Genomic DNA, 22,188 nt, shown 5'->3' on the forward strand with positions numbered 1-22,188 from the left:
GGCCAACCATTTATGTACGATGTTATCGTTGAGGTCATATTGGCGCGCGATGACTGCGACTGAAACACCGGGTTGGTGACAAGCTGCCAGCACAGCGGCCTTAAACTCGGGGCTGTGCTTGCGACGAGCTCTACTGGGTGTTGATTGAAGTGGGAGTATAGCGTCCATGTGTCCACCTAAGTTTATCGTGGACACGATCATCTCAAGGAGCAATACGGCTATTCAATGTGGGCCAGCTGGATGCTTACAGCGTTTTCAGGCAAGGCACTGAGCCAAAGGCAATCAGTACAAGTAGTACGACAAGTCTAGATAGCGATGCATGAGAACTTTTGGTTTAGCACTGAATTGATCCCGCCTCGCTTTTAGCGAGGCTTTTTTCATACCTGGCAGCACAGACCATCGCATTGCTGGCAAGGTATCAACATCGAACTTCAAGACGAGATGGCGATCAGCGCCGCAATATTGCGCGCCACGCGCTGCAGATTGTCGCTGGCATGGCTTAGCGCCTCGTCCTGCGTCATCGGCTTATGTATGCAGGAAAACACCGCATCAATCCCATGCGCGTACAACTGATCGACGTCTTCACGCAGGCAGCCGCCAATGGCAATGACCGGCAGGCCAAACTGCTTGGCCAGTTGCGCCACACCCAGCGGTGTTTTGCCAAACACCGTCTGCCCATCCAGACGGCCTTCGCCGGTAATCACCAGATCAGCGTCGGCTAGGTGCTGCGCCAGAGCGCTGGCATCCAGCACAATCTCAACGCCGCGCCGCAGGCGGGCATTGAAAAACGCAAGCGCCGCCGCGCCCATGCCACCCGCAGCACCCGCCCCGGCGTGGTGCTCAATATCAATGCCCATTTGCTGGCGGATGATGCTGGCGTAATGGCTTAATGCAGCGTCCAGCTGGGCGACCATCGCCAGGCTTGCACCTTTTTGCGGGCCAAAAATCGCCGAAGCGCCCTGACTGCCAGTCAGCGGGTTGTCCACATCGCAGGCCACCTCAAACTGGCAGTCCGCCAGACGCGGATCAAGACCACTTAGATCAATCCGGCTGAGCTGCGCCAGCGCCGCACCACCGGCAGGCAGCGCTTTGCCAGCGGCATCGAGCAAGTGCACACCCAGCGCCCGCAGCATCCCCGCGCCCCCGTCATTGGTCGCCGAGCCGCCAATCGCCAGAATAAAATGCCGCATACCCGCGTCCAGCGCGGCTTTGATCAATTCACCCGTGCCAGCGCTGCAGCTCAATAATGGATTGCGCCGCTGCGGCGCGATCAACGCCAATCCGCTGGCGGCGGCCATTTCGATCACCGCCGTTTTGCCGTCACCGAGCAAACCCCAGTGCGCGAGCAGCGGATCACCCAAGGGGTCGTGCACCGTGGCAGAGCGGAACTGCCCGCCTGTGGCGTCGATCAATGCCGCCAGCGTGCCTTCGCCGCCGTCGGCCAGCGGAATCGCCACAATCTCCACCGCAGGCAGCACCGAGCGAAAAGCATCGGCAATCATCTGCGCCACTTGCCGGGCGCTGAGCGATTCTTTAAATGAATCCGGCGCAATCACGATTTTTTTCATTCTCACCCAACAATACGAGGTATATAGCCACAGCCACTATATTATTTGATCTACAAGCATATACCCATTAGCACATTAATGATGCCAACCCGGATTGTGGCTGACTTTCTCCCACAAGCTGGGCGCGCGCTCGGGATTCCAGCCTGCGCCTTTCTCGGCTTTGTGGTTTTGCAGGCAGCGGTAGGTATGGCCACGATAGCGGCTTATTTCGCCGACACTGTAATGCCGCCCTTCACGCCACTGGCCATCGCCTGCGCCGTGGCTGGATTCATCCGTTTTGCGCCACAGCGCGGCGGCGGCTTCAGGATTCCAGTTGGCGCCCTTCACCGCCCGATGGCTTTGCAGTGCTTCATAGCTCTGCCCCAGATAAAAAACGCGCGCGCCTTGCGGGTAATACAAGCCTTCACGCCAATCAGGGCTGGCCCACGCCGAGACACTTAAAAGCACAGCCAGCAAACCCAGACCCCATTTTTTCATCATGCCATTTTCCCCCGCCATTGGATGCCAACAGTATCGCAGCGATTTGAGTGGCGGCGGATGATCAGGCTCACAAGCGTAGCGGCAATATTCACTGCCCGCTTTACGCGCAGGGCTGCATTTTTGCAGCTATGCGGTATTGATCGATTTCCTCAGCCTATACTGAAGCGCAGAGTAAACATTCAGCTCTAATCAGGATGGCTATGTACAATCATCAAGTCAGAATCGATGCGCTTTCAACCTTCCGGATTCACCTGTTCGACATGGTCTGCGCACTATCGACCGCGCTTGACCTGCTCGATCCGGCGCTGGGCTCGCACCAGAAGCGCACCTGCCTGATCGCCGCGCAAATTGCCCGCAATATGGCACTGAACGACAGCGATTATCAGGATGTGTTTGGCGCGGCCATTTTTCATGATATTGGCGCAATTGGCCTGCAAGACCGGCTCGCCCTGCTGGATTTTGAAGAGCACGACGCGCACGCCCATGCGCATCTGGGCGCACTCTTGTTATCGCGCTTTCCGGGCTTTGACCGCTACGCCGCGCTGGTACGCCACCACCATATACAGTGGAATTACGGCGCGGGCGCCTGGTTTGAGGGCGAAACAGTGCCCTTGATGAGCCACCTGATTTATCTGGCCGACCGCATCGAGGTGCTGGCGCAGGGGCAAGACAATATCCTTGGCGCGGCCCCTGGCATTGTCGAGCAGATTTGCGACGCTAGTGGCAGCAAATTTCACCCGCTATTTGTCGAGGCATTTTGCAAAACCGCGCAGCAGGAAAGCTTCTGGCTGGATATTTTTTCGCGCAATCTGGATCGCATTCTGATGGATCTGGCGCCATTCGATAATATCGACCTGGATCTGGAGCAGATGCTGCAGTTTGCCCAGTTTTTTGCCCTGGTGATTGATTCGCGCAGCCATTTTACGGCCACGCACTCGGTGGGTGTGGCCATCACCGCCGAAACCATTGCCCGGCATTTGCAAATGAGCGAACAGGAATGCATCAAAATCCGGATGGCGGGCTATTTGCACGATCTGGGCAAACTGGCGATTCCCAGCGAATACATCGAGCGCCAAGGCGCGCTGGGTGAGCAGGAAATGGCCCGGGTTCGCTCGCACAGCTATCTGACACTGGATATTCTGGGCGCAATCAAGGGGCTGGAAGACGTCGCCGAATGGGCGGCATGCCATCACGAACGGCTCGATGGCAGCGGCTACCCTTACCATCGCACCGGAGCCGAGCTGACTTTGGGCTCGCGCATTATGGCGGTGGCCGACGTCTACACTGCGCTGACCGAAGATCGGCCATATCGCCCCGGACTCAGCCCGATCGCTGTGCTCGACAGCCTGCATGAGCTGGCGCAGCAAGGCAAACTCGATCCGCAGGTGATTGCCACGCTAAAGGCCAATCTGAGCGACGTGGAAACCGCGCGGGTTCGTGCGCAAAATCAGGAAGGCATGGATCTGATCGAATTCTGGCAACTGGCCACACAGGCATAAGGCGAGCTCACCATGAAAAACCGAATTACCCCGACGCAACACGAAAAAATCATGCGCGAAAATGATTTTATCGTCTCCAAAACCGATACCAAGGGGCGGATTACCTACGGCAACCGCATTTTCATCGAGTACTCCGGCTATACCGAGCACGAACTGCTGGGCGCGCAGCACAATATCATTCGCCACCCCGACATGCCGCGCGGGGTGTTCAAATACCTATGGGACACCATCGCCAGCGGGCAGGAAGTGTTTGCCTACGTTAAAAACATGGCCAAGGATGGTAGCTTTTACTGGGTGTTGGCCAATGTCACGCCGGATTACGATGCGCAAGGCAATATCATTGGGTATCTGTCTGTACGCCGCTGCCCGAAACGCTCAGCGGTGGATACCTGCACGGGTTTATACCAGCAAATGCTGGCCGCCGAACAGGCTGCAGGCCCGCGCGACGCCTGCAATGCTTCGCTGGCGCTGCTGAACTCGGTACTGCAACAACAAGGGGTGAGCTATGAAGAACTTGTCCTTTCACTCTAGGGTGACGCTGGTCGTGATTTTCCTGTGCAGCCTGCTGGGCCTGCATTTTTTGCTGTCCTGGTATCTGCATGGCTTTAACAGCTGGTCCTTGCTGCTTCTGCTGGCGGGCATCGTCTGCGGCCATCTTTATGTGATGAGATCGCGTGCCGATCTGGCGCTATTGCAGCAGCTGGAGCGCGTGGCCAGTGATGTGGCCGCCGGACAAGTCGGCGGGCGGATTTTGCATATTTCCAATACCGATGAATTTGGCCGCATCAGCTGGGCGATCAACGATATGCTCGATCAGCTGGAAGCCTGCTTTCGCGAGCAGCAAACCGCACTGCAAATGGCCAGCCAGGGGCGTTTTTTCCGCAAGGCGCAGCCCGTGGGTCTGCACGGCGTCTTTCGGGACTCGCTGGATCGCACCAATCAGTCGCTGATCGTGCTGGAAAAAAACGCAGTGCAGGAGCGCCGTAACGGCTTGCTCTCGCAGCTGGGTGAGCTCAACACCCGCAATCTGCTCGCCAATCTGGAAATGACGCAGGGCGATATGGTCGGCATCGCCAGCGCCACCGACGAGCTGGCAGGGCTATCGAGCCAGAATGTGGCCGATGCCGAAGACAGCCGGGCGCAAGTGGTACAGCTGATCAATACGCTGCTGGCCATCATTGGGCATATTGACGACACCAGCGCTGCCGTTGATGGCTTTGGTGCGCTGGCCGCCAAAGTCAGCTCGTCGGTCAATATGATTGCCGATTTATCGGATCAGACCAATTTACTGGCGCTCAACGCCGCAATTGAAGCTGCGCGCGCTGGCGAGCAGGGGCGCGGCTTTGCGGTGGTTGCCGACGAAGTACGCAAATTGGCCGAACGCAGCAAGGCTGCGTCGAGCGAAATTGGCGCGGTGATGACGGCCTTACAGGAAAAAGCGGGCAGCATTAGCCGGGTGAGCGGCAGCATGCGCGAAATGGCACATGAATCAGGCGAACATGTGAGCGGCATCGAGCAGCGTTTCCAGAGCAGCGAGCTGCGCGCCAAACAGGCTTTGCAACGCATTGCCTATGTGCAGGACGTCTGCCATGCCTCGCAGGCCAAGGTGGAGATTCTGTACTTCAAACAGAATGGCTATATCAATATCATGGGCGGCGATCTGGCGCGCAAAGCGCAGCAAACCTTGCAGATGCAGGCCACAGACAGCGTGTTTGGCCGCTGGTACGCCAGCGTGAACGAGCTGCGCGATTACAATCAATACGCCGCATTCCGTGAATTGGCCATGCCACAGCAGCAGCTTTATCAGACCATGCACCAGATTGTCGCGCTGGCCGCGCACAATTGGCCGGATGACACCGGTTTGCAACAGCAGATCCAGCGTCAATTTATCAGCGCCGAAAATGCCAGCCAGTCGCTGTTTCAATTACTCGACCAGCTGGTCGAGCAAAAGCATCAGCAGCGCTAGGGTCTATCCACGCTGCAGGCCGAGCAGCATTGAGGCCGCGACATAACTGATGATTCAATCAGACAGCGATGGGTATATTGCTGCAGATCATATTAAGAAATGGCTACAGTAATATACCCATCCATAATTGGCGATGTTCAGCTTTGGTGTTGATATGATTGAAAATGAGCTGAAGTAGCCCCTTCCCTCTTGATGAGGGAAGGTTGGGATGGGGGTTGAAATGCTTGATTTGACGATCAATTCAACCTATCACCCTCACCCTAGCCACCTCCCGTCAAGGGAGGGGACAAAAGCGATTCCACGGCTCAAAAAGCCATCAACACGTAATCTGAACATGACCAAATAATTACTACGCGTTCAAACTTTGAACTTGGCCACGGTTTGTGCCAGCTCGCGGGCTTGCTGGCTCAGGGCTTGAGATTGATCGGCAGCCGAACCGAAAACAGTCAGATTTTCCTGCGAACTGCGATCAATTTCATCCAGATGGCGGGTCACCGCGACGCTTTGTTCGCTCTGAATCCCCATCACGGCCAATAGCTCGTCAACCGCATTCACCACATTCTGGCTGCTATCGACAATCAGCGACATGCTGTCTTGAGCCACCTGGGTCTGTTGCAGGCCTTGATCGGCCAGCGCGACATTCTGTGTCATGCCGCCGACCACCTGCGCGGTCTGGCCGCGAATATTGCTGATTGCCGAAACAATATCCTGCGTTGCCTGAGTCGTACGCTCGGCCAGTTTGCGCACTTCATCTGCAACCACAGCAAAACCACGCCCCTGCTCACCGGCTCGGGCGGCCTCAATCGCAGCGTTCAGCGCCAGCAAATTAGTCTGATCGGCAATCTCGCGAATACTGATGACCAGACTGGAAATCGACTCGGTTTGATCGCCCAGCTCTTGCACCGCAGACGCCGCCTGATTAATCCCGCCTGCCAGCACCTGAATGCTGCCAGCCACCGATTTGACCCGTGCAATACCATCCGAGGCGCGCAATCCAGCCTCGCGCGCCAGATCAATCGCCACATGGGTACTCGTTGTCATCTGAGCCAGGCCGTTATTGGTCTGCGAAACACTATCCTGAATGCCGTCCACGGCCTGCCGCATGGTCTGGGCGCGGGCGCGTAAATGTTGTACTCGCTCGGTTTGCCCGCCCGCCGATTGCCCCAATTGCTCGGAGACATTGCGGATGGCTTTCACCACCTGCTGCAATTCCTGCTGCATCAGGCTGACACCCGCCAGCACTGATTCACGATTCTGATAAGGAATAGGCTGGCTCAAATCACCTGCACCAATTTTGCTCACCAGCTCGCGCAAGGACTGCGGCTCGATTTCGAGTGGCAAATAAATCTGGCGGGCAATCCACCATAAAGCGACGCAAACCACCACGCCGACGAGCAGGAACAAAATCAGCATCTGTTGGGTTGAATCATCCAGCACCTGATCCTGCTGCTGCAAAGCAGTATCGAAAGCCGTCTGCGCCTTGGCATCGGCCTCTTCGATCAATTTGGCCAGCTTGGTGGCTGCACCATCGATTTTGTCGTCCATCGCGGCAAACGTGGTTTCATCGGCACGCGCTTCGATCACTTTGGGCAGTTCGACAACGGCACCTTGTTTGAGCTGGGCGAATTGCGCGGAAATCTCTGCCTTGAGCGCCGGATCGTCCACACCGGCAATTGCCGCTTCAATGCTTTGGCTGAGCTTGTCGGATTCGGCAATCCGTTCGGGATGAACCTTGCCTTCTTCCTTGTCGACAATATTATCCATGGCAATCAGCGTAATCTCGATCACTTGGCTGCGCAGCTGGCCTAAGAGATTGCTTTGATAGGCCAATTGCCCGGCAAGACCGACTTGCCGGGAAATATCACGGTGGCTAAGCCATGAGTTAGCAGCTAATGCCACTAGACCGGCGACCACCGTCAAAGCCAGAATCAATAGCCATTGCTTGATTTGAATATGTTTCATGGCTCTACTCGGCATGGATGCAAAACAGAGCTACCAATCTAGCAAATTACAGACAGCTTGCCGAAAAAAAGCCCACCAGAAGGTGGGCTTATCAATTGCACTTGGTTTACAAGTACACAGGAACACTTCAAACCAATTACAGGTTGTAGGCTTTCTCGCCATGGCTGGTTACATCCAGACCTTCGCGCTCTTCGTCTTCTTTCACGCGAATCCCGATCGTTGATTTCAGAATGGCAAACAAGATTGCTGATACAACACCTGACCATACGATGGTAATCAAAACACTGAGAGTTTGAATTTTCACTTGTGCCAGCATATCGAATTCGGCTGCCCCCATCCCGCCCAAAGCAGGCGCTGCAAACACACCAGTCAGAATAGCGCCAACAATGCCGCACACACCGTGGATACCAAAAACATCCAATGAATCATCGACATTCAGTAGGCGTTTCAGGCTGTGAACCCCCCAAAGGCCAACAACACCACCTAGCAAGCCCATCAGCATTGCACCACCGACACCCACCAGACCTGCGGCCGGAGTAATAGTCACCAAGCCCGCTACTGCACCAGAAACCGCCCCCAGCAACGATGGCTTGCCTTTTATCATCCATTCAGCCACAAGCCAAGATAGGGTTGCAGCGGCGGTTGCCACCCAGGTATTTACAAACGCAAGTGCTGCAACACCATTGGCTTCCAGAGCAGAGCCCGCGTTGAAACCAAACCAACCAAACCACAGTAACGCAGCACCAATCATGGTCATGGTCAGACTATGTGGTGTCATTGCCTCGCGACCATAGCCAATTCGCTTTCCAACAAAGTAGGCACCAACCAAACCAGCTACAGCAGCATTAATATGCACTACCGTGCCACCAGCAAAATCAAGCGCACCATCCTTAAAGAGCAGGCCTTCTGCAAACCAAACCATATGGGCAATCGGCGTGTACGAGAAAGTAAACCACAAGGCAGTAAACACCAGTACAGCACTGAATTTCACACGTTCGGCGAAAGCGCCCACAATCAGTGCCGCAGTAATAGCAGCAAACGCACCTTGGAAAACAACGAATGTCAGCTCGCTGATTTTCACATCTGCAGTGAATGTGTCAGCCAAGGTGTCAGGCGCTATACCTGCCAGCAACACCTTGCTAAATCCACCAATGAACGCGTTGCCTGACGTGAATGCCAAGCTATAGCCGAATAAAACCCAAAGCACCGAGATCATTGCAAATACAACAAAGACCTGAGCCAGAATCGAAAGCATGTTTTTGGTGCGCACCAGACCACCATAAAACAAAGCCAACCCGGGGATACTCATCAATACCACCAAAGCGGCACAAACCAGAATCCAGGCGTTATCTGCCTTGCTCAACACCGGCGCAGTGGCCACTGCTGATGCATCTACAGCCCAGACTGCACCTGAGGCACAAGCCGTGCCCAAGGCAGCAAGCAAAGAAGTCATTTTTTTCATTTCAGTATGCTCCGAAAAATGCGTTGGTATTAAATCGCGGCTTCGCCGGTTTCGCTGGTGCGGATGCGCACGATATGGGCCAGATCGAAGACAAAAATCTTGCCATCGCCAATCTTGCCGGTATGCGCCGCTTTTTCAATCGCTTCAATCGCCTGATCGAGCAGCTCGTCAGCAATGGCGATTTCGATTTTTACTTTGGGCAGAAAATCGACAACGTATTCGGCACCGCGATATAGCTCGGTGTGCCCTTTCTGGCGACCAAAGCCTTTCACTTCGGTCACGGTCAGGCCTTGTACGCCAATCTCGGACAAAGCTTCGCGAACTTCATCGAGCTTGAAAGGCTTAATGATTGCGGTAACAAATTTCATGGTTTGCTCCTTGGCTAGGAAATCATTTTTTGACGATGAACTCTTAGCACTAAGCATGCCAGTTTATTTATGCAATAAAAATCAGCATGATAGCGCTCAAGCCTGACAGGTTCGCACTAGTTTGATACAGGCTGATGACGGCAAAAAACCGCGCCGCACTTAATTAGTGCACGCATCAAGCGCATTGAAACTAAATGGCATCTGCTAAACTCATAGCTAAGCCACCCCCGACTCACGCAAGGAGCACCCTATGCTGAAAGATAAATTTTTTGATGAAATCGCTGGCAAGATTTCCGATGCGATTGCCGCCAGCCCCGCCAAAGATATGGAAAAAAACGTGCGCGCCATGATGGGAAGCGCGTTTAACAAGCTTGATCTGGTGACACGCGAAGAATTCGAGATTCAGCAGGAAGTGCTGGCCCGCACGCGCGAGACGGTGACCCAGCTGGAGGCGCGCGTCGCCGATCTGGAAGCGCGCTTGCAAATGAATAACCCGCAAGACGGAATCTGAACATGTAGTGTTGCTTGGTGAATTACAACAAGCACGATGAAAACCGAGCCTTGCGCTCGGTTTTTTTGTAACATTAAGTAACCTGATACCACAAGAAAGAGAAAGCTGTGCTTGCCCATACCCTGCCTGAAACCCGTTTTGCCATTACCCATGCCAGCATTCTGGATCTGGATGATCTGGCACCGCTGTTTAGCGCCTATCGCCAGTTTTATATCGATCATGCTCCGCAGTACGCCAATCACTCGCAAAGTAGCGAAGAAGCACGCTCTTTTCTGGCCGAGCGCCTGGCCGTTGGTGATTCACGTCTGTACCTGGCCCGCGATGCACAAGGCAAGGCGATTGGATTTGCCCAGGTTTATGTTAGCTTTTCGTCAATGGCACTCTGCCGCTGCTGGGTGCTTAATGATCTGTTTGTCCTACCCGACAATCGTGGCCAGCAGATTGGCGAGGCACTACTGGCGCAAGTTGAACGCGAAGCCAAAGCCACTGGCGTGGCGATTCTAACGATGGAAACCTCACCGGAAAATGTCCCGGCGCATCGCCTGTATCAGAAAATGGGCTATGTTCGCGAAATGGGGCATTTGCACTTTGTGCGCAAACTAGCCTAACACCTAGCAATAGAGGGTATAGCACTACAGGGCAATCACAACCTTGCCCACAGCGATATACCCAACCAAGTGACAGACGTAAAAAAACCAGCCCGAGGGCTGGTTTTTTAGTGCAAAACCATCGCAGAACGATGATTAGTGGCCGCGCCGTTTGATCTTGTCGATGACAGCAAGTTTTGCAACTGCTTCGACCAATTCGGCCTGCGCCATGGCAAAATCCATCGTGGAAGCGTGGTTTTTCAACGCTTCCTCGGCCTTGCGCTTAGCTTCCTGCGCTTTGGCTTCATCGATGTCTGCACCACGAATCGCAGTGTCGGCCAATACCGTTACCCCATCCGGCTGAACTTCGAGCATGCCGCCTGAAACAAACAGGATGACATCATCTTCGTTCGAGTTCGCGATCTTGATACGGATCGCGCCCGGGCGAATGCGGGTCAACAGCGGTGCGTGCCGCGGCAAAATACCGATCTCACCCTTGTCGGCTGGCGCTGAAACAAACTCAGCGACACCAGAGTAGATCAGCTCTTCAGCGCTAACTACGTCCACATGCATGGTCATGGCCATTGCTTAACCCCTTATTGCATCGATTTGGCTTTTTCGATCGCTTCTTCGATGCCGCCAACCATGTAGAAGGCCTGCTCTGGGAGGTGATCGTAATCGCCATTCAAGATGCCCTTGAAGCCCTTGAGGGTTTCTTTGAGCGGAACGTACTTGCCTGGAGAACCCGTGAACACTTCGGCCACGTGGAACGGCTGAGACAAGAAACGCTGGATCTTACGAGCACGTGATACGGCCAGTTTGTCTTCTGGAGACAACTCGTCCATACCCAGAATCGCGATAATGTCTTGCAATTCTTTGTACTTTTGCAGCGTAGACTGAACACCACGGGCAACCGTGTAGTGCTCTTCACCAACCACTTGTGGGTCCAGCTGACGTGAAGTCGAATCCAGTGGATCTACCGCAGGGTAGATACCCAGAGACGCAATATCACGGCTCAATACCACGGTCGCATCCAAGTGAGCGAAGGTGGTCGCTGGAGACGGGTCAGTCAAGTCATCCGCAGGTACGTATACCGCTTGAATCGAGGTAATCGAACCTGTTTTGGTTGAAGTGATACGCTCTTGCAGAGCACCCATCTCTTCAGCCAGTGTTGGCTGGTAACCTACCGCTGAAGGCATACGGCCCAACAGAGCGGAAACTTCAGTACCGGCCAGTGTGTAACGGTAGATGTTGTCTACGAAGAACAGGATGTCACGGCCTTCGTCACGGAAGTGTTCCGCGATTGACAAACCCGTCAGCGCTACGCGCAAACGGTTGCCAGGAGGCTCATTCATCTGACCATAAACCATCGCCACTTTATCAAGAACGTTAGAGTCCTTCATTTCGTGGTAGAAGTCGTTACCCTCACGAGTACGCTCACCTACACCAGCGAACACAGACAAACCGCTGTGCGCTTTAGCGATGTTGTTGATCAATTCCATCATGTTGACGGTTTTGCCTACACCGGCACCACCGAACAGACCCACTTTACCACCCTTCGCAAACGGGCATACCAAGTCAATTACCTTGATACCTGTTTCCAAAAGGTCAATGCTTTGGTTCAACTCATCGAACTTAGGCGCAGTCTGGTGAATAGCGCGAGTTGCCTCAGCGTTCACAGGACCAGCTTCGTCGATTGGGTTACCCAATACATCCATAATACGGCCTAGCGTGGCTTTACCTACTGGCACCGAAATTGGTGCGCCAGTGTTGTTTACGCTAGTACCACGTTTAATACCATCGGTAGTACCCATGGCAATGGCGCGCACTACGCCGTCGCCGAGCTGCTGCTGAACTTCCAGCGTCAGATCGATGTCGACCAGTTTGAGCGCGTCATACACCTTGGGCAGGTTGTCGCGTGGAAATTGCACGTCAACAACTGGTCCAATGATTTGTACGATTTTACCTTGGCTCATCGTTTTTCCTAATCCAGTTAATCCGTCAGGGCCCATTAAACTGCTGCTGCACCAGATACGATTTCCGAAAGTTCTTTCGTAATCGCAGCTTGACGCGTTTTGTTGTACAGCAGTTGCAGGGAGCCGATCACCTTGTCAGCGTTATCGGTTGCGGCCTTCATTGCGACCATACGAGCTGCATTTTCAGATGCCATGTTTTCCGCTACGGACTGGTATACCAGTGCTTCGATATAGCGGTTCATCAAGTCATCAATCACAGTTTTCGCATCTGGCTCATACAGGTATTCCCAGTTATGAGTACGCGCAGGCTTTTGTGCCGGCTCAAATGTTTCGCTCGCAAGTGGCAACAATTGCTCTAGCACTGGTTCTTGTTTCATCGTATTGACGAAACGGGTGTAAGCGATATGAACTTCATCCACTTCACCAGCGATATAAGCATCGATCATTACTTTGATCGGGCCAATCAGCTGTTCCAGGTGCGGGGTATCACCCAAACCTACGACCGAAGAAATAACCTTCGCGCCGTTTCGGTTCATAAACCCGTAACCTTTATTGCCGATTGCAGTTACAACCGTCTCAACGCCTTTTTGATGCCACTCTTTCACATTATTGAAAGCCAGACGTAGCGAGTTGGTGTTCAAACCACCACACAAGCCTTTGTCCGAGGTCACCATAATCAGGCCAACCCGTTTGACGGTTTCGCGCTTTTGGAGATATGGGTGCTGATAGTCGACAAGAGCTTGGCTCAGGTGAGCGGCCACATTACGGATTTTTTCACCGTAAGGGCGGGCCGCTTTCATACGTTCCTGAGCCTTGCGCATTTTCGACGTAGCAACCATTTCCATGGCGCGGGTGATCTTCTGCGTATTTTTTACGCTTTTGATCTTGGTACGAATCTCTTTACCGCCTGCCATGATCTGATCCTTTTATCTACGTCTCAAATCAGTAAGCAGCGCCGGCCTTGAAGGATTCCGCAGCTTTCAGTACAGCAGCTTCATCATCAGAAGAAAGTTCGCCTTTCTCATCGATGCGCGCCAATACATCAGCGTGGTTTGCCTTGAGGTGGCTCAGGAAAGCAGCTTCGAATGCCAGAGCACGGTCAACTGCAACATCAGCAAATACGCCTTTGTTGATCAGCAACAGGGTCACGCCCAGTTCGCCAACTTTCAGTGGGCTGTACTGAGCTTGTTTCATCAACTCAGTGACCAGCTTACCGTTTTCCAACTGTTTACGAGTCGCTTCGTCCAGATCAGACGCGAACTGGGCAAATGCTGCCAATTCACGGTACTGAGCCAGAGCCAGACGTACACCGCCACCCAGTTTCTTGATGACTTTAGTCTGCGCTGCGCCACCTACACGTGATACCGAAATACCCGCGTTCATCGCTGGGCGAATACCCGCGTTGAACAAGTCAGTTTCCAAGAAGATCTGACCGTCAGTAATCGAAATTACGTTAGTTGGTACGAATGCAGATACGTCACCTGCTTGGGTTTCAATGATAGGCAATGCAGTCAAAGAACCGGTTTTGCCTTTCACAGCGCCGTTAGTCAATTTCTCAACTTCATCAGCGTTGATACGCGCAGCGCGCTCGAGCAGACGAGAGTGGAGATAGAATACGTCGCCAGGGAAGGCTTCACGACCTGGTGGACGACGCAACAGCAACGAAATTTGACGGTAAGCAACAGCTTGCTTAGACAAATCATCGTAAACAATCAATGCGTCTTCACCGCGATCGCGGAAGAATTCACCCATCGTGCAACCTGAGTATGCAGCGATGTATTGCAGCGCAGCTGATTCAGAAGCGGCAGCAGCAACGACGATGGTATGAGCCAAAGCGCCGTGCTCTTCGAGTTTACGAACCACGTTCGCAATCGAAGATGCTTTCTGGCCAATCGCAACGTAGATACACGTAACACCAGTACCCTTCTGGTTGATGATCGCGTCCAGAGCAACGGCGGTCTTGCCGGTCTGACGGTCACCAATGATCAACTCACGCTGACCACGACCTACTGGCACCATAGTATCGATTGATTTGATACCGGTTTGCAGTGGTTGTGATACAGATTGACGGGCGATAACGCCTGGTGCAATTTTTTCAATCGGAGCTGATTCGGTAGTACCCAGTGGGCCTTTACCATCGATAGGCTGACCCAAAGCGTTTACTACGCGGCCAACCAGCTCACGACCGACTGGAACTTCCAGAATGCGGCCAGTACATTTAACCTCATCGCCTTCGGCGATGTGTTTGTAGTCACCCAGAATTACGGCACCTACGGAATCACGCTCCAGATTGAGCGCCAAGCCGAAGGTATTACCCGGGAATTCCAGCATCTCGCCTTGCATAACTTCAGACAGGCCGTGCACGCGCACGATACCGTCAGTTACCGACACAACAGTACCAGTCGTGCTGGCCTGTGCGCCTTGCGGCAGATTCTGGATCCGAGCTTTAATCAGTTCACTGATTTCGGACGGATTAAGTTGCATGATTTCTCCTAACTCTTCAGGCTCGTTGCAAGAGCAGTTAATTTGCCGCGTACTGAGGCATCAATAACCAGATCACCGATCGTTACTTTCACACCACCGATCAAATCGGGGTTTACGCTAACATCGGCTGTGATCTTGCGTTTGAGTTGCTGATTGAGCGTAGCCGTCAGTTCGGCCAGTTGGGCATCAGTCACAGCAAAAGCAGACTCGATATGCGCTTGCGCTACACCTTCGTCTGCCGCTTTCAGTTCTTCGAATAAAGCCGCTACGGCCGGAAGGGCCGTAAAGCGACTGTTTTCAATCACTGTTGCCAGGAAGTTTTTAACCTCTGCGTTAGCATCAACGCCCAGGAGCCCGACCAACAGCTCCTGAACCTGAGTAGCAGAACACTTTGGATTAGCCACTACGTCAAGGGCATCCTTGTTCCCTGCGATGCTCGCAAGGTTGGCAAGTACGTCCGACCACAGAGGCAAGGTATTGCTCTCTTTGGCCAAGCGGAATACCGCTTCAGCGTAGGGTCTAGCGACGGTTATAAGTTCTGCCATGACTGTTCTTACAATTCCGCTTTGATAGATGACAGCATTTCAGCATGCTTGGCAGCGTCTACTTCGCGCTGCAGAATCTTCTCGGCACCAGCGACTGCCAAAGAGGCAACTTGCTGACGGAGTGTTTCTTTTGCATGTTGAATTTGCTGCTCGATTTCACCTTGAGCGCCAGCGATCAGGCGTTCGCCTTCAACTTTGGCATGGCTCTTGGCTTCATCGACGAGTTGTGCAGCGCGCTTTTCCGCTTGAGCAATGATCTCGGCTGCCTGTTGCTTCGCTTCACGCAGTTTGTCTGCTGATTTTTTCTCAGCATTTTCAAGATCTTGCTTTGCACGGTCAGCCGCAGCCAAGCCATCAGCGATGCGCTTGGCGCGCTCATCCATCATCTTGGTCAGCGGAGGCCAAACAAACTTCATCGTGAACCAGATCAGGATCGCGAAAGTGATCATCTGACCTATGAGAGACGAATTAAATTCCACGCTGAATGTCCTCCTTAAAGGCTGATCAAATGATTACTGAGCAGCAGCAGTCAGGGCAGCAAGGAATGGGTTGTTGAAGGTGTAAAGCATCGCAACACCAACGCCGATCATAGAGATCGCGTCCAACAGACCAGCGATAATGAACAGTTTAGTTTGCAAAACTGGGATCATTTCTGGTTGACGAGCAGAAGACTCGAGGAATTTACCGCCGAGGATTGCGAAACCGAGAGCGGTACCGATCGCAGCCAGACCAATGATGATCGCAGCAGCGATTACAGTCATACCTTGTACGGAAGCAATTACTTCAGGTGTTGCCATTTTTGATACTCCTAAGGGTTAAATCAAATTTACTAGGTTGGGTAAAACTGTGTCCGACGTCGTGCACCCAACCGACACACGCCAACGGACAGAAATCTTAGTGGTCTTCTACCGCCAAGCTCAGATACACGATGGTCAGCATCATGAATACAAAGGCCTGCAGCGTTACAACCAGAATGTGGAAGATCGCCCAAGGCGCGCCCAGCACCCAGTTGATCCACCATGGCAGCAAGGCGATCAAGATGAAGATCAACTCACCGGCATACATATTACCGAACAGACGCAGCGCCAGAGAGATTGGTTTAGCAGCTAATTCGATCAACTGGAAAGCAAAGTTCACCGGCATCAGAATGATGGTCATGACCAAGCCATCGGCGTGGAATGGCGCAGTAAACAACTCTTTAATCCAGCCAAACAAGCCCTTTGCAGATATCGAGAAACCAATGATCAGCAGCATTACAGTCAAAGACATTGCAAAAGTCTGATTTACGTCAGCCGTCGGTACAACACGCAAGTAAACGTGATGAGGATCAGCACCGAAGAAGGTGTAGCCAATCCATTGCGCCGCCATTGGCAGCAGATCAACAGGCAAGAAGTCCATTGAGTTCATCAGGAAAACCCAGCAAAAAATCGTCAAGCTCAATGGGCCGATGACTTTTGATTTTGCATGGAAAGCATCCTTGATCTGGTTGTCGACCATTTCAACAATCAGCTCGACAAAGTTTTGCAAACGACCTGGCACGCCAGCGGTAGCTTTGTTGGCGACATAAGCAAAAACGCCGACAAACAACAAACCCAAAATCAGCGCAACCCAGAAGGTATCCAAATGGATGCCACTGGCCGATTTGGCAAAGGTCAAATGGTGCTGGATATAACTAGTTGCATCTTGTGCCATGATTTCTTTTATTACCGTCTGTTAATTAAAAGCCCAAACCAGTAGGCACTAGCCGCTGCCAGGTATCCTACGAACACCCACAGCCATGCTGCCTGCCGATACAAAACAAATAACGCTGCAAAGCTGAGCAACGTCACACAAAGCTTGGCCATTTCGGCAGCAAAGTGGCGGCGCATGATTTCGGCTGGCGGCGCAAATTTCACGCTAAACGCGATCATTGCGTACAACACACTACCCAAAATGGCGATTAATCCACCCAAACCACTTGCAATTGCTGCTTTTTGACCCAAAATCAGTAAGAGCGCTACAGCGAGTACCACGGTGATCGCTAGCTGCAAGCGAATCACGCCCCGAATCTGTGCTGTCTTGACCATCGTCCCACCGTAAGTGAAACCCCGCGATTATACGGAGTAGATTTGCCCTACGTCAATTTTACACATTGACTTAGCGGCATTTATTTTTCAAATGATGCCAGACGGGTAAAGAGAAAAGCCTTTCTTTTTAAACGAGTAATCATCAATTCAGGATTGTCGCCACTTTTTGGTGCAGGCAGCGCACCAGATTTACATCCTTGCCAACAAGGCGTCCAGCTGGGCTTCGTTTTCATACTCAATAGTAATTTTGCCCTGCCCCTGCTTGCCCGTTACAATCCGTACCTTGGTCCCCAAACGCGCCGAAAGGTTCTCCTGACGCGCAATAATTTGCGGATCGGCAGCCAAAACCGGGTTTTGCTGCGGCTCGGCCTGCATTTTTTTCACCAGCGCCTCTACTTCGCGCACCGACAGACCTTTAAGCACCACATGCCTAGCCGCTTCCAGCTGACGATCTTCGCTCAGCGGCAGCAAGGCACGGGCGTGCCCCATATCCAGCTGCCCGGCGAGCAACATCTCGCGCACTGCAGGCGCCAGATTCAATAATCGCAGCAGATTGGCCACCGCCGAGCGCGACTTACCCAAAGCCTGCGCCGCTGCTTCCTGCGTCAGACCAAACTCGTCAACCAGGCGCTGAATGCCGATCGCTTCTTCGAGCGGATTCAGATTTTCCCGCTGGATATTCTCGATCAGGGCCATCGCCAGCGCCGCTTCGTCAGCAATGTCGCGCACCAACGCCGGAATTTCGGTCAAGCCCGCCAGCTGCGCCGCACGCCAGCGACGCTCGCCGGCGATGATTTCATAACGCTCGGCCTCCGCAGACTGATTGCTCGCAATCGAGCGCACCAGTATCGGCTGCATCAGGCCTTGCGCGCGAATCGACGCCGCTAGCTCTTGCAATGCGTCTTCGTCCATCAACGAGCGAGGCTGATATTTGCCCGGCTGCAGCAGCTCAACAGCCAGCGTTTTAAGCTCGTCGCTGGCCGATGGCTCGCCCATCAAGGCATCAAGACCACGCCCCAGACCTTTGAATTTTTTACTGACCATTACCATTCCAACGATTATTGATTGGGGTATCTATCGCAAAGCCAAGCTGGCTATGCTTTTGCAGCCATTACCACTACATCCATTACATTACGGGCATGGCTTCTTGTACGCCATGACGCGCCAGCAACTCTTCGGCCAGCGCCAGGTAGGCTTGCGCGCCTTTGGATGATTTGTCGTAAGCCAGAATCGGGCGGCCATAGCTCGGCGCTTCGGCCAGCCGCACATTACGCGGAATCACGGTGTGATACAGCTTGCTGGTGAAATGCTTCACTAGCTGATCGGACACCTGCTGCGCCAGCGTCGAGCGCGGGTCAAACATCGTGCGCAGCAAGCCTTCGATTTCAATTTTGCGATTGAGATTTTGCTTGATGCGTTTGAGCGTATTGACCAGATCGGACAAACCTTCGAGCGCGTAATATTCGCACTGCATCGGGATCATCACCGCGTCGGCGGCAACCAGACCATTGAGCGTCAGCAAATTAAGCGCCGGCGGGCAATCGAGAATGACAAAATCATATTGCCCCGCCACTTGTGCCAGCGCTGTTTTCAGCCGCATTTCTCGCGCTTCGGCATCCACCAGCTCAACCTCGGCACCGGCCAGATCACGGCTGGCGGGCAAGACATCAAAGCCACCCGACTCGGAGCGTTTCACCGTTGCGGCCATCTCGGACTCACCAATCAGCAGCGAATACACCGAATGGCGCAATTTGGTTTTATCGATGCCCGAGCCCATGGTGGCATTGGCCTGCGGATCGAGATCAACCAGCAACACCTGCTTGCCCAAATGCGCAAGGCTGGCGGCCAGATTGACGGCGGTGGTGGTTTTACCAACGCCCCCTTTTTGATTCGCAATCGCCAATATTTTCATTCATCCACTCTCTGTGCTCAGACCTTCACCGATTTGCTAGTTTACTCGGACAGCGCGGTTTTTTGATGGCAAATCGACGCGCAGCAATATTAAGTCCGCTTGCGGATGTGCACTAAATGCCGCTCGGCGTCCAATCCAGGCACGTGCAGCGCATCAATATGGTCGACGTATACGTTGGCAGACAAGCCTGCAGCTTCCTCCTGGGGATATACCCCTTTGAGTGCAGCCCATTTACCCCCATCAGCCAGCAAATGCTCGGTCCAGCGAATAAAGTCGCTCAAGTCGGCAAATGCCCGCGAAGTAATCACGTCAAATGGCGTATCGGCCTGCACGGCCTCGACTCGCCCGGTCACAATCTGGACATTGGGCAAAGCCAGCTCCAACACGGCCTGACGCAAAAACGTGGTTTTTTTATGATTGGAGTCGAGCAAAGTCAGTTTCCAGTCCGGACGCGCGATCGCAAACGGAATCCCCGGCGTGCCAAAGCCCGAGCCGACATCCACCATGCGGAGCGGCGTTGCAGGCAGGTGTTTGAGCGGTGCGAGCGAGTCGAGCAAATGGTGTGTCACCATGCGTTTGGGTTCGCGAATCGCAGTCAGGCTGTAGGTTTTATTCCATTTTTGCAGCAGCGCCACGTAGGCCAGCAGTTTGCTCTGCTGCGCCGCATCCAGCGGCAAATCCATTTCCGCCAGGCCTTGCGCCAGCATCGCCGCCAAATGGCCGTTCATAGCGTCACTCATTGGACATCCTTTACGGCCGGCTCATCGGCAACTGCCGCCATACGACTTTTCTTGATGTACACCACCAACAGCGCAATCGCGGCCGGTGTGACACCGGAAATTCGCGAGGCAATACCCAGTGTTTGCGGGCGCTGCGTACTCAATTTCTGCTGAATTTCTTTCGACAAGCCCGGCACCTGGGTGAAGTCAAAATCATCGGGCAGAGCCACGTCTTCCAGCGTATCGCGCTTGGCGACTTCGCCTTGCTGGCGCTCGATATAACCTTGGTATTTCACCTGGATTTCAATTTGCTCGGCGACTTTTTCATCCGCCACGCCGGGACCTGCGACTTCCAGACTCATCAGGCTTTCGTAGGTGACTTCCGGACGGCGCAGCAGGTCGGCCAGCGTGTACTCGCGTTCAATCGCCTTGCCCAATACTCGTTCGGCTTCTGCTGCGACCAGAATACGCGGGTTCACCCACGTTGATTTCAGACGCTCGAATTCCTGCGAGATCGATTCGCGTTTTTCGCTGAACAAAGCCCATTGCGCATCGCCAACCAGACCAAGGCGGCGGCCGTGCTCGGTCAGGCGCAAATCGGCGTTGTCTTCGCGCAATTGCAAGCGGAACTCAGCGCGGCTGGTAAACATACGGTATGGCTCGGTAACGCCCTTGGTGATTAGATCGTCGACCAATACCCCCAGATAGGCTTCGTCGCGGCCTGGGCACCACGGCGCTTCGTCGCGGGCATACAGCGCAGCGTTCAAGCCAGCAAACAAGCCTTGCGCCGCAGCTTCTTCGTAACCGGTAGTCCCGTTAATCTGGCCCGCAAAATACAGACCTTTGATCGCTTTCGATTCAAAACTGTTTTTCAATGCGCGCGGATCGAAATAATCGTATTCAATCGCATAGCCCGGGCGCAGAATGCGCGCGTTTTCCAAGCCTTCAATCGATTGCAAAGCCGCGAGTTGAATATCAAACGGCAAACTGGTTGAAATGCCGTTTGGATAAAATTCATTGGTATCAAGGCCTTCGGGTTCAAGGAAAATCTGATGACTGTCTTTATCGGCAAAACGGTTGATTTTGTCTTCGATACTTGGGCAATAGCGCGGGCCCACGCCTTCAATCTTGCCGGTAAACATCGGGCTGCGATCAAAACCGCTGCGGATAATATCGTGCGTTTTCAGGTTGGTATGCGCGATCCAGCACGGCAGTTGCTTCGGGTGCATCTCGCGCGAGCCGCGCAATGAAAACACCGGCTCAGGCGTATCACCCGGTTGAATGCCGAGCACGTCAAAATTGATCGTGCGGCCATCAATGCGCGGTGGCGTACCAGTTTTCAGGCGGCCGACAGGCAGTTGTAATTCGCGCAATTTTTGCGACAAGGTAATCGACGCCGGATCGCCAGCGCGACCGCCAACGTGATTTTCCAGGCCAACGTGGATTTTGCCGCCAAGGAAAGTACCGGCCGTTAGCACCACGGCGCTGGCGCGGAACTCGATGCCGATTTGCGTGACCGCACCAACGACTTTGTCGCCGTCCAGAATCAGGTCATCAACGGCTTGCTGGAACAGGTCGAGGTTCGGCTGATTTTCCAGCATATGGCGAATCGCCGCTTTGTAGCGCACGCGATCAGCCTGCGCCCGCGTCGCGCGCACTGCCGGGCCTTTACTGGAATTGAGCGTTTTAAACTGGATGCCGCTCATATCAGTCGCCAAAGCCATCGCGCCGCCGAGCGCGTCGACTTCCTTGACCAAATGGCCTTTGCCGATACCGCCAATCGAAGGGTTGCAACTCATCTGCCCCAGCGTTTCGATATTGTGCGTGAGCAGCAAGGTTTTGCGCCCCATGCGCGCGCTGGCCAGCGCAGCTTCGGTGCCAGCATGGCCGCCACCAACAACAATCACATCATAACGATCAGGGTAAAGCATGGCGCATGGCCTCGAACAGCGGTAAAGGGGCAATATTCTACGCTAAAACAGGCACTTGGGTAAGCAAGATAGATGCTCATCATCATCATGAAAATTTCAGTTAGCGCTGCAAACTTGCTCTACAGTAATAAGAACCGTTTCTATATAAGGGA

24 protein-coding genes are annotated in these 22,188 nt (G+C 53.6%); 5 read left to right on the plus strand and 19 right to left on the minus strand.

The genetic code is table 11. The features are described 5' to 3' along the window. The 3 genes from FLS37_RS17165 to FLS37_RS13100 all read right to left on the minus strand — a co-directional run. A partial coding sequence (locus FLS37_RS17165; protein ID WP_157670412.1) for a transposase occupies window positions 1-201 on the minus strand: 201 nt, incomplete at its 3' end. A 230-nt stretch (window positions 202-431) separates the two neighbouring features. Further along, a complete protein-coding gene (locus FLS37_RS13095) occupies window positions 432-1,568 on the minus strand; it encodes a glycerate kinase (RefSeq protein ID WP_157670420.1) in 1,137 nt (378 codons plus the stop codon). 75 nt (window positions 1,569-1,643) lie between these two features. After that, a complete protein-coding gene (locus FLS37_RS13100; protein WP_157670421.1) occupies window positions 1,644-2,048 on the minus strand; it encodes a carbohydrate-binding protein in 405 nt (134 codons plus the stop codon). Between the two features lie 200 nt (window positions 2,049-2,248). Here FLS37_RS13100 and FLS37_RS13105 point away from each other — a divergent pair, with 200 nt between their 5' ends. The 3 genes from FLS37_RS13105 to FLS37_RS13115 are packed head-to-tail and all read left to right on the plus strand — an operon-like array spanning window position 2,249 to window position 5,513. Then, the gene (locus FLS37_RS13105; protein ID WP_198314626.1) at window positions 2,249-3,547 is read left to right on the plus strand and encodes an HD-GYP domain-containing protein; all 1,299 of its coding nucleotides are present in this window, start codon (window positions 2,249-2,251) and stop codon (window positions 3,545-3,547) included. A 12-nt stretch (window positions 3,548-3,559) separates the two neighbouring features. Next, a complete protein-coding gene (locus FLS37_RS13110; protein ID WP_157670423.1) occupies window positions 3,560-4,078 on the plus strand; it encodes a PAS domain-containing protein in 519 nt (172 codons plus the stop codon). Beyond that, window positions 4,053-5,513, plus strand: a complete 1,461-nt coding sequence (locus FLS37_RS13115; protein WP_157670424.1) for a methyl-accepting chemotaxis protein — start codon at window positions 4,053-4,055, stop codon at window positions 5,511-5,513. Before FLS37_RS13110 ends, FLS37_RS13115 begins: the two co-directional genes overlap by 26 nt. Before the next feature lie 357 nt (window positions 5,514-5,870). Here the strand turns inward: FLS37_RS13115 and FLS37_RS13120 are convergent, their stop codons facing one another. The 3 genes from FLS37_RS13120 to glnK form a co-directional block, all read right to left on the minus strand. Then, a complete protein-coding gene (locus FLS37_RS13120; protein ID WP_157670425.1) occupies window positions 5,871-7,475 on the minus strand; it encodes a methyl-accepting chemotaxis protein in 1,605 nt (534 codons plus the stop codon). Window positions 7,476-7,611: 136 nt separating this feature from the next. Further along, a complete protein-coding gene (gene amt, locus FLS37_RS13125) occupies window positions 7,612-8,937 on the minus strand; it encodes an ammonium transporter (RefSeq protein WP_157670426.1) in 1,326 nt (441 codons plus the stop codon). A 29-nt stretch (window positions 8,938-8,966) separates the two neighbouring features. Next, entirely contained in the window at window positions 8,967-9,305 is a 339-nt protein-coding gene (gene glnK, locus FLS37_RS13130; protein ID WP_157670427.1) for a P-II family nitrogen regulator, read from the minus strand. Window positions 9,306-9,555: 250 nt separating this feature from the next. Here glnK and FLS37_RS13135 point away from each other — a divergent pair, with 250 nt between their 5' ends. Both FLS37_RS13135 and FLS37_RS13140 read left to right on the plus strand, forming a co-directional pair. Continuing rightward, window positions 9,556-9,816 carry an accessory factor UbiK family protein gene (locus FLS37_RS13135; RefSeq protein WP_157670428.1) on the plus strand — a complete coding sequence of 87 codons (261 nt, stop codon included), beginning with the start codon at window positions 9,556-9,558 and terminating at the stop codon, window positions 9,814-9,816. A gap of 107 nt (window positions 9,817-9,923) precedes the next feature. Then, window positions 9,924-10,424, plus strand: a complete 501-nt coding sequence (locus FLS37_RS13140) for a GNAT family N-acetyltransferase (protein WP_198314627.1) — start codon at window positions 9,924-9,926, stop codon at window positions 10,422-10,424. A 135-nt stretch (window positions 10,425-10,559) separates the two neighbouring features. Here FLS37_RS13140 and FLS37_RS13145 read toward each other — a convergent pair whose 3' ends face one another. From FLS37_RS13145 to mnmG, 13 genes are all read right to left on the minus strand, one after another. Continuing rightward, the gene (locus FLS37_RS13145; RefSeq protein ID WP_157670429.1) at window positions 10,560-10,988 is read right to left on the minus strand and encodes a F0F1 ATP synthase subunit epsilon; all 429 of its coding nucleotides are present in this window, start codon (window positions 10,986-10,988) and stop codon (window positions 10,560-10,562) included. Window positions 10,989-10,999: 11 nt separating this feature from the next. Beyond that, window positions 11,000-12,379 (minus strand): F0F1 ATP synthase subunit beta, encoded by a 1,380-nt coding sequence (gene atpD, locus FLS37_RS13150; protein ID WP_157670430.1) that lies wholly within the window; start codon window positions 12,377-12,379, stop codon window positions 11,000-11,002. 35 nt (window positions 12,380-12,414) lie between these two features. After that, on the minus strand, window positions 12,415-13,293 hold the full coding sequence (gene atpG, locus FLS37_RS13155) for a F0F1 ATP synthase subunit gamma (protein ID WP_157670431.1): 879 nt from the start codon (window positions 13,291-13,293) through the stop codon (window positions 12,415-12,417). Between the two features lie 28 nt (window positions 13,294-13,321). Then, window positions 13,322-14,863 (minus strand): F0F1 ATP synthase subunit alpha, encoded by a 1,542-nt coding sequence (atpA, locus tag FLS37_RS13160; protein WP_157670432.1) that lies wholly within the window; start codon window positions 14,861-14,863, stop codon window positions 13,322-13,324. 8 nt (window positions 14,864-14,871) lie between these two features. Beyond that, complete coding sequence (locus FLS37_RS13165; RefSeq protein WP_157670433.1) at window positions 14,872-15,408, minus strand: F0F1 ATP synthase subunit delta; 537 nt, start codon at window positions 15,406-15,408, stop codon at window positions 14,872-14,874. 8 nt (window positions 15,409-15,416) lie between these two features. Then, complete coding sequence (locus FLS37_RS13170; RefSeq protein ID WP_157670434.1) at window positions 15,417-15,887, minus strand: F0F1 ATP synthase subunit B; 471 nt, start codon at window positions 15,885-15,887, stop codon at window positions 15,417-15,419. Window positions 15,888-15,920: 33 nt separating this feature from the next. Next, window positions 15,921-16,187, minus strand: a complete 267-nt coding sequence (gene atpE / locus FLS37_RS13175; RefSeq protein ID WP_348946626.1) for a F0F1 ATP synthase subunit C — start codon at window positions 16,185-16,187, stop codon at window positions 15,921-15,923. 115 nt (window positions 16,188-16,302) lie between these two features. After that, entirely contained in the window at window positions 16,303-17,100 is a 798-nt protein-coding gene (gene atpB, locus FLS37_RS13180) for a F0F1 ATP synthase subunit A (protein WP_157670436.1), read from the minus strand. Between the two features lie 11 nt (window positions 17,101-17,111). Then, window positions 17,112-17,447 carry an ATP synthase subunit I gene (locus FLS37_RS13185; protein WP_157670437.1) on the minus strand — a complete coding sequence of 112 codons (336 nt, stop codon included), beginning with the start codon at window positions 17,445-17,447 and terminating at the stop codon, window positions 17,112-17,114. Between the two features lie 216 nt (window positions 17,448-17,663). Continuing rightward, a complete protein-coding gene (locus FLS37_RS13190; protein ID WP_157670438.1) occupies window positions 17,664-18,518 on the minus strand; it encodes a ParB/RepB/Spo0J family partition protein in 855 nt (284 codons plus the stop codon). An 82-nt stretch (window positions 18,519-18,600) separates the two neighbouring features. After that, window positions 18,601-19,386 (minus strand): ParA family protein, encoded by a 786-nt coding sequence (locus tag FLS37_RS13195; protein WP_157670439.1) that lies wholly within the window; start codon window positions 19,384-19,386, stop codon window positions 18,601-18,603. Between the two features lie 89 nt (window positions 19,387-19,475). Further along, window positions 19,476-20,126: a 16S rRNA (guanine(527)-N(7))-methyltransferase RsmG gene (rsmG, locus tag FLS37_RS13200; RefSeq protein ID WP_374756839.1), complete on the minus strand. Its 651-nt coding sequence runs from the start codon at window positions 20,124-20,126 to the stop codon at window positions 19,476-19,478. Further along, a complete protein-coding gene (gene mnmG, locus FLS37_RS13205; RefSeq protein WP_157670440.1) occupies window positions 20,123-22,036 on the minus strand; it encodes a tRNA uridine-5-carboxymethylaminomethyl(34) synthesis enzyme MnmG in 1,914 nt (637 codons plus the stop codon). Before mnmG ends, rsmG begins: the two co-directional genes overlap by 4 nt. Window positions 22,037-22,188 lie beyond the last annotated feature (152 nt).

This window comes from Chitinibacter sp. GC72, from assembly GCF_009760905.1.
Taxonomy (GTDB): domain Bacteria; phylum Pseudomonadota; class Gammaproteobacteria; order Burkholderiales; family Chitinibacteraceae; genus Chitinibacter.

What these genes read in the sequence shown, in the direction of transcription:
- FLS37_RS13095 (WP_157670420.1), bottom strand. Translation starts at nt 1,568, where the DNA reads ATGAAAAAAATCGTGATTGCGCCGGATTCATTTAAAGAATCGCTCAGC.
- FLS37_RS13100 (WP_157670421.1), bottom strand. Translation starts at nt 2,048, where the DNA reads ATGATGAAAAAATGGGGTCTGGGTTTGCTGGCTGTGCTTTTAAGTGTC.
- FLS37_RS13105 (WP_198314626.1), top strand. Translation starts at nt 2,249, where the DNA reads ATGTACAATCATCAAGTCAGAATCGATGCGCTTTCAACCTTCCGGATT.
- FLS37_RS13110 (WP_157670423.1), top strand. Translation starts at nt 3,560, where the DNA reads ATGAAAAACCGAATTACCCCGACGCAACACGAAAAAATCATGCGCGAA.
- FLS37_RS13115 (WP_157670424.1), top strand. Translation starts at nt 4,053, where the DNA reads ATGAAGAACTTGTCCTTTCACTCTAGGGTGACGCTGGTCGTGATTTTC.
- FLS37_RS13120 (WP_157670425.1), bottom strand. Translation starts at nt 7,475, where the DNA reads ATGAAACATATTCAAATCAAGCAATGGCTATTGATTCTGGCTTTGACG.
- amt (WP_157670426.1), bottom strand. Translation starts at nt 8,937, where the DNA reads ATGAAAAAAATGACTTCTTTGCTTGCTGCCTTGGGCACGGCTTGTGCC.
- glnK (WP_157670427.1), bottom strand. Translation starts at nt 9,305, where the DNA reads ATGAAATTTGTTACCGCAATCATTAAGCCTTTCAAGCTCGATGAAGTT.
- FLS37_RS13135 (WP_157670428.1), top strand. Translation starts at nt 9,556, where the DNA reads ATGCTGAAAGATAAATTTTTTGATGAAATCGCTGGCAAGATTTCCGAT.
- FLS37_RS13145 (WP_157670429.1), bottom strand. Translation starts at nt 10,988, where the DNA reads ATGGCCATGACCATGCATGTGGACGTAGTTAGCGCTGAAGAGCTGATC.
- atpD (WP_157670430.1), bottom strand. Translation starts at nt 12,379, where the DNA reads ATGAGCCAAGGTAAAATCGTACAAATCATTGGACCAGTTGTTGACGTG.
- atpG (WP_157670431.1), bottom strand. Translation starts at nt 13,293, where the DNA reads ATGGCAGGCGGTAAAGAGATTCGTACCAAGATCAAAAGCGTAAAAAAT.
- atpA (WP_157670432.1), bottom strand. Translation starts at nt 14,863, where the DNA reads ATGCAACTTAATCCGTCCGAAATCAGTGAACTGATTAAAGCTCGGATC.
- FLS37_RS13165 (WP_157670433.1), bottom strand. Translation starts at nt 15,408, where the DNA reads ATGGCAGAACTTATAACCGTCGCTAGACCCTACGCTGAAGCGGTATTC.
- atpB (WP_157670436.1), bottom strand. Translation starts at nt 17,100, where the DNA reads ATGGCACAAGATGCAACTAGTTATATCCAGCACCATTTGACCTTTGCC.
- FLS37_RS13190 (WP_157670438.1), bottom strand. Translation starts at nt 18,518, where the DNA reads ATGGTCAGTAAAAAATTCAAAGGTCTGGGGCGTGGTCTTGATGCCTTG.
- FLS37_RS13195 (WP_157670439.1), bottom strand. Translation starts at nt 19,386, where the DNA reads ATGAAAATATTGGCGATTGCGAATCAAAAAGGGGGCGTTGGTAAAACC.
- rsmG (WP_374756839.1), bottom strand. Translation starts at nt 20,126, where the DNA reads ATGAGTGACGCTATGAACGGCCATTTGGCGGCGATGCTGGCGCAAGGC.
- mnmG (WP_157670440.1), bottom strand. Translation starts at nt 22,036, where the DNA reads ATGCTTTACCCTGATCGTTATGATGTGATTGTTGTTGGTGGCGGCCAT.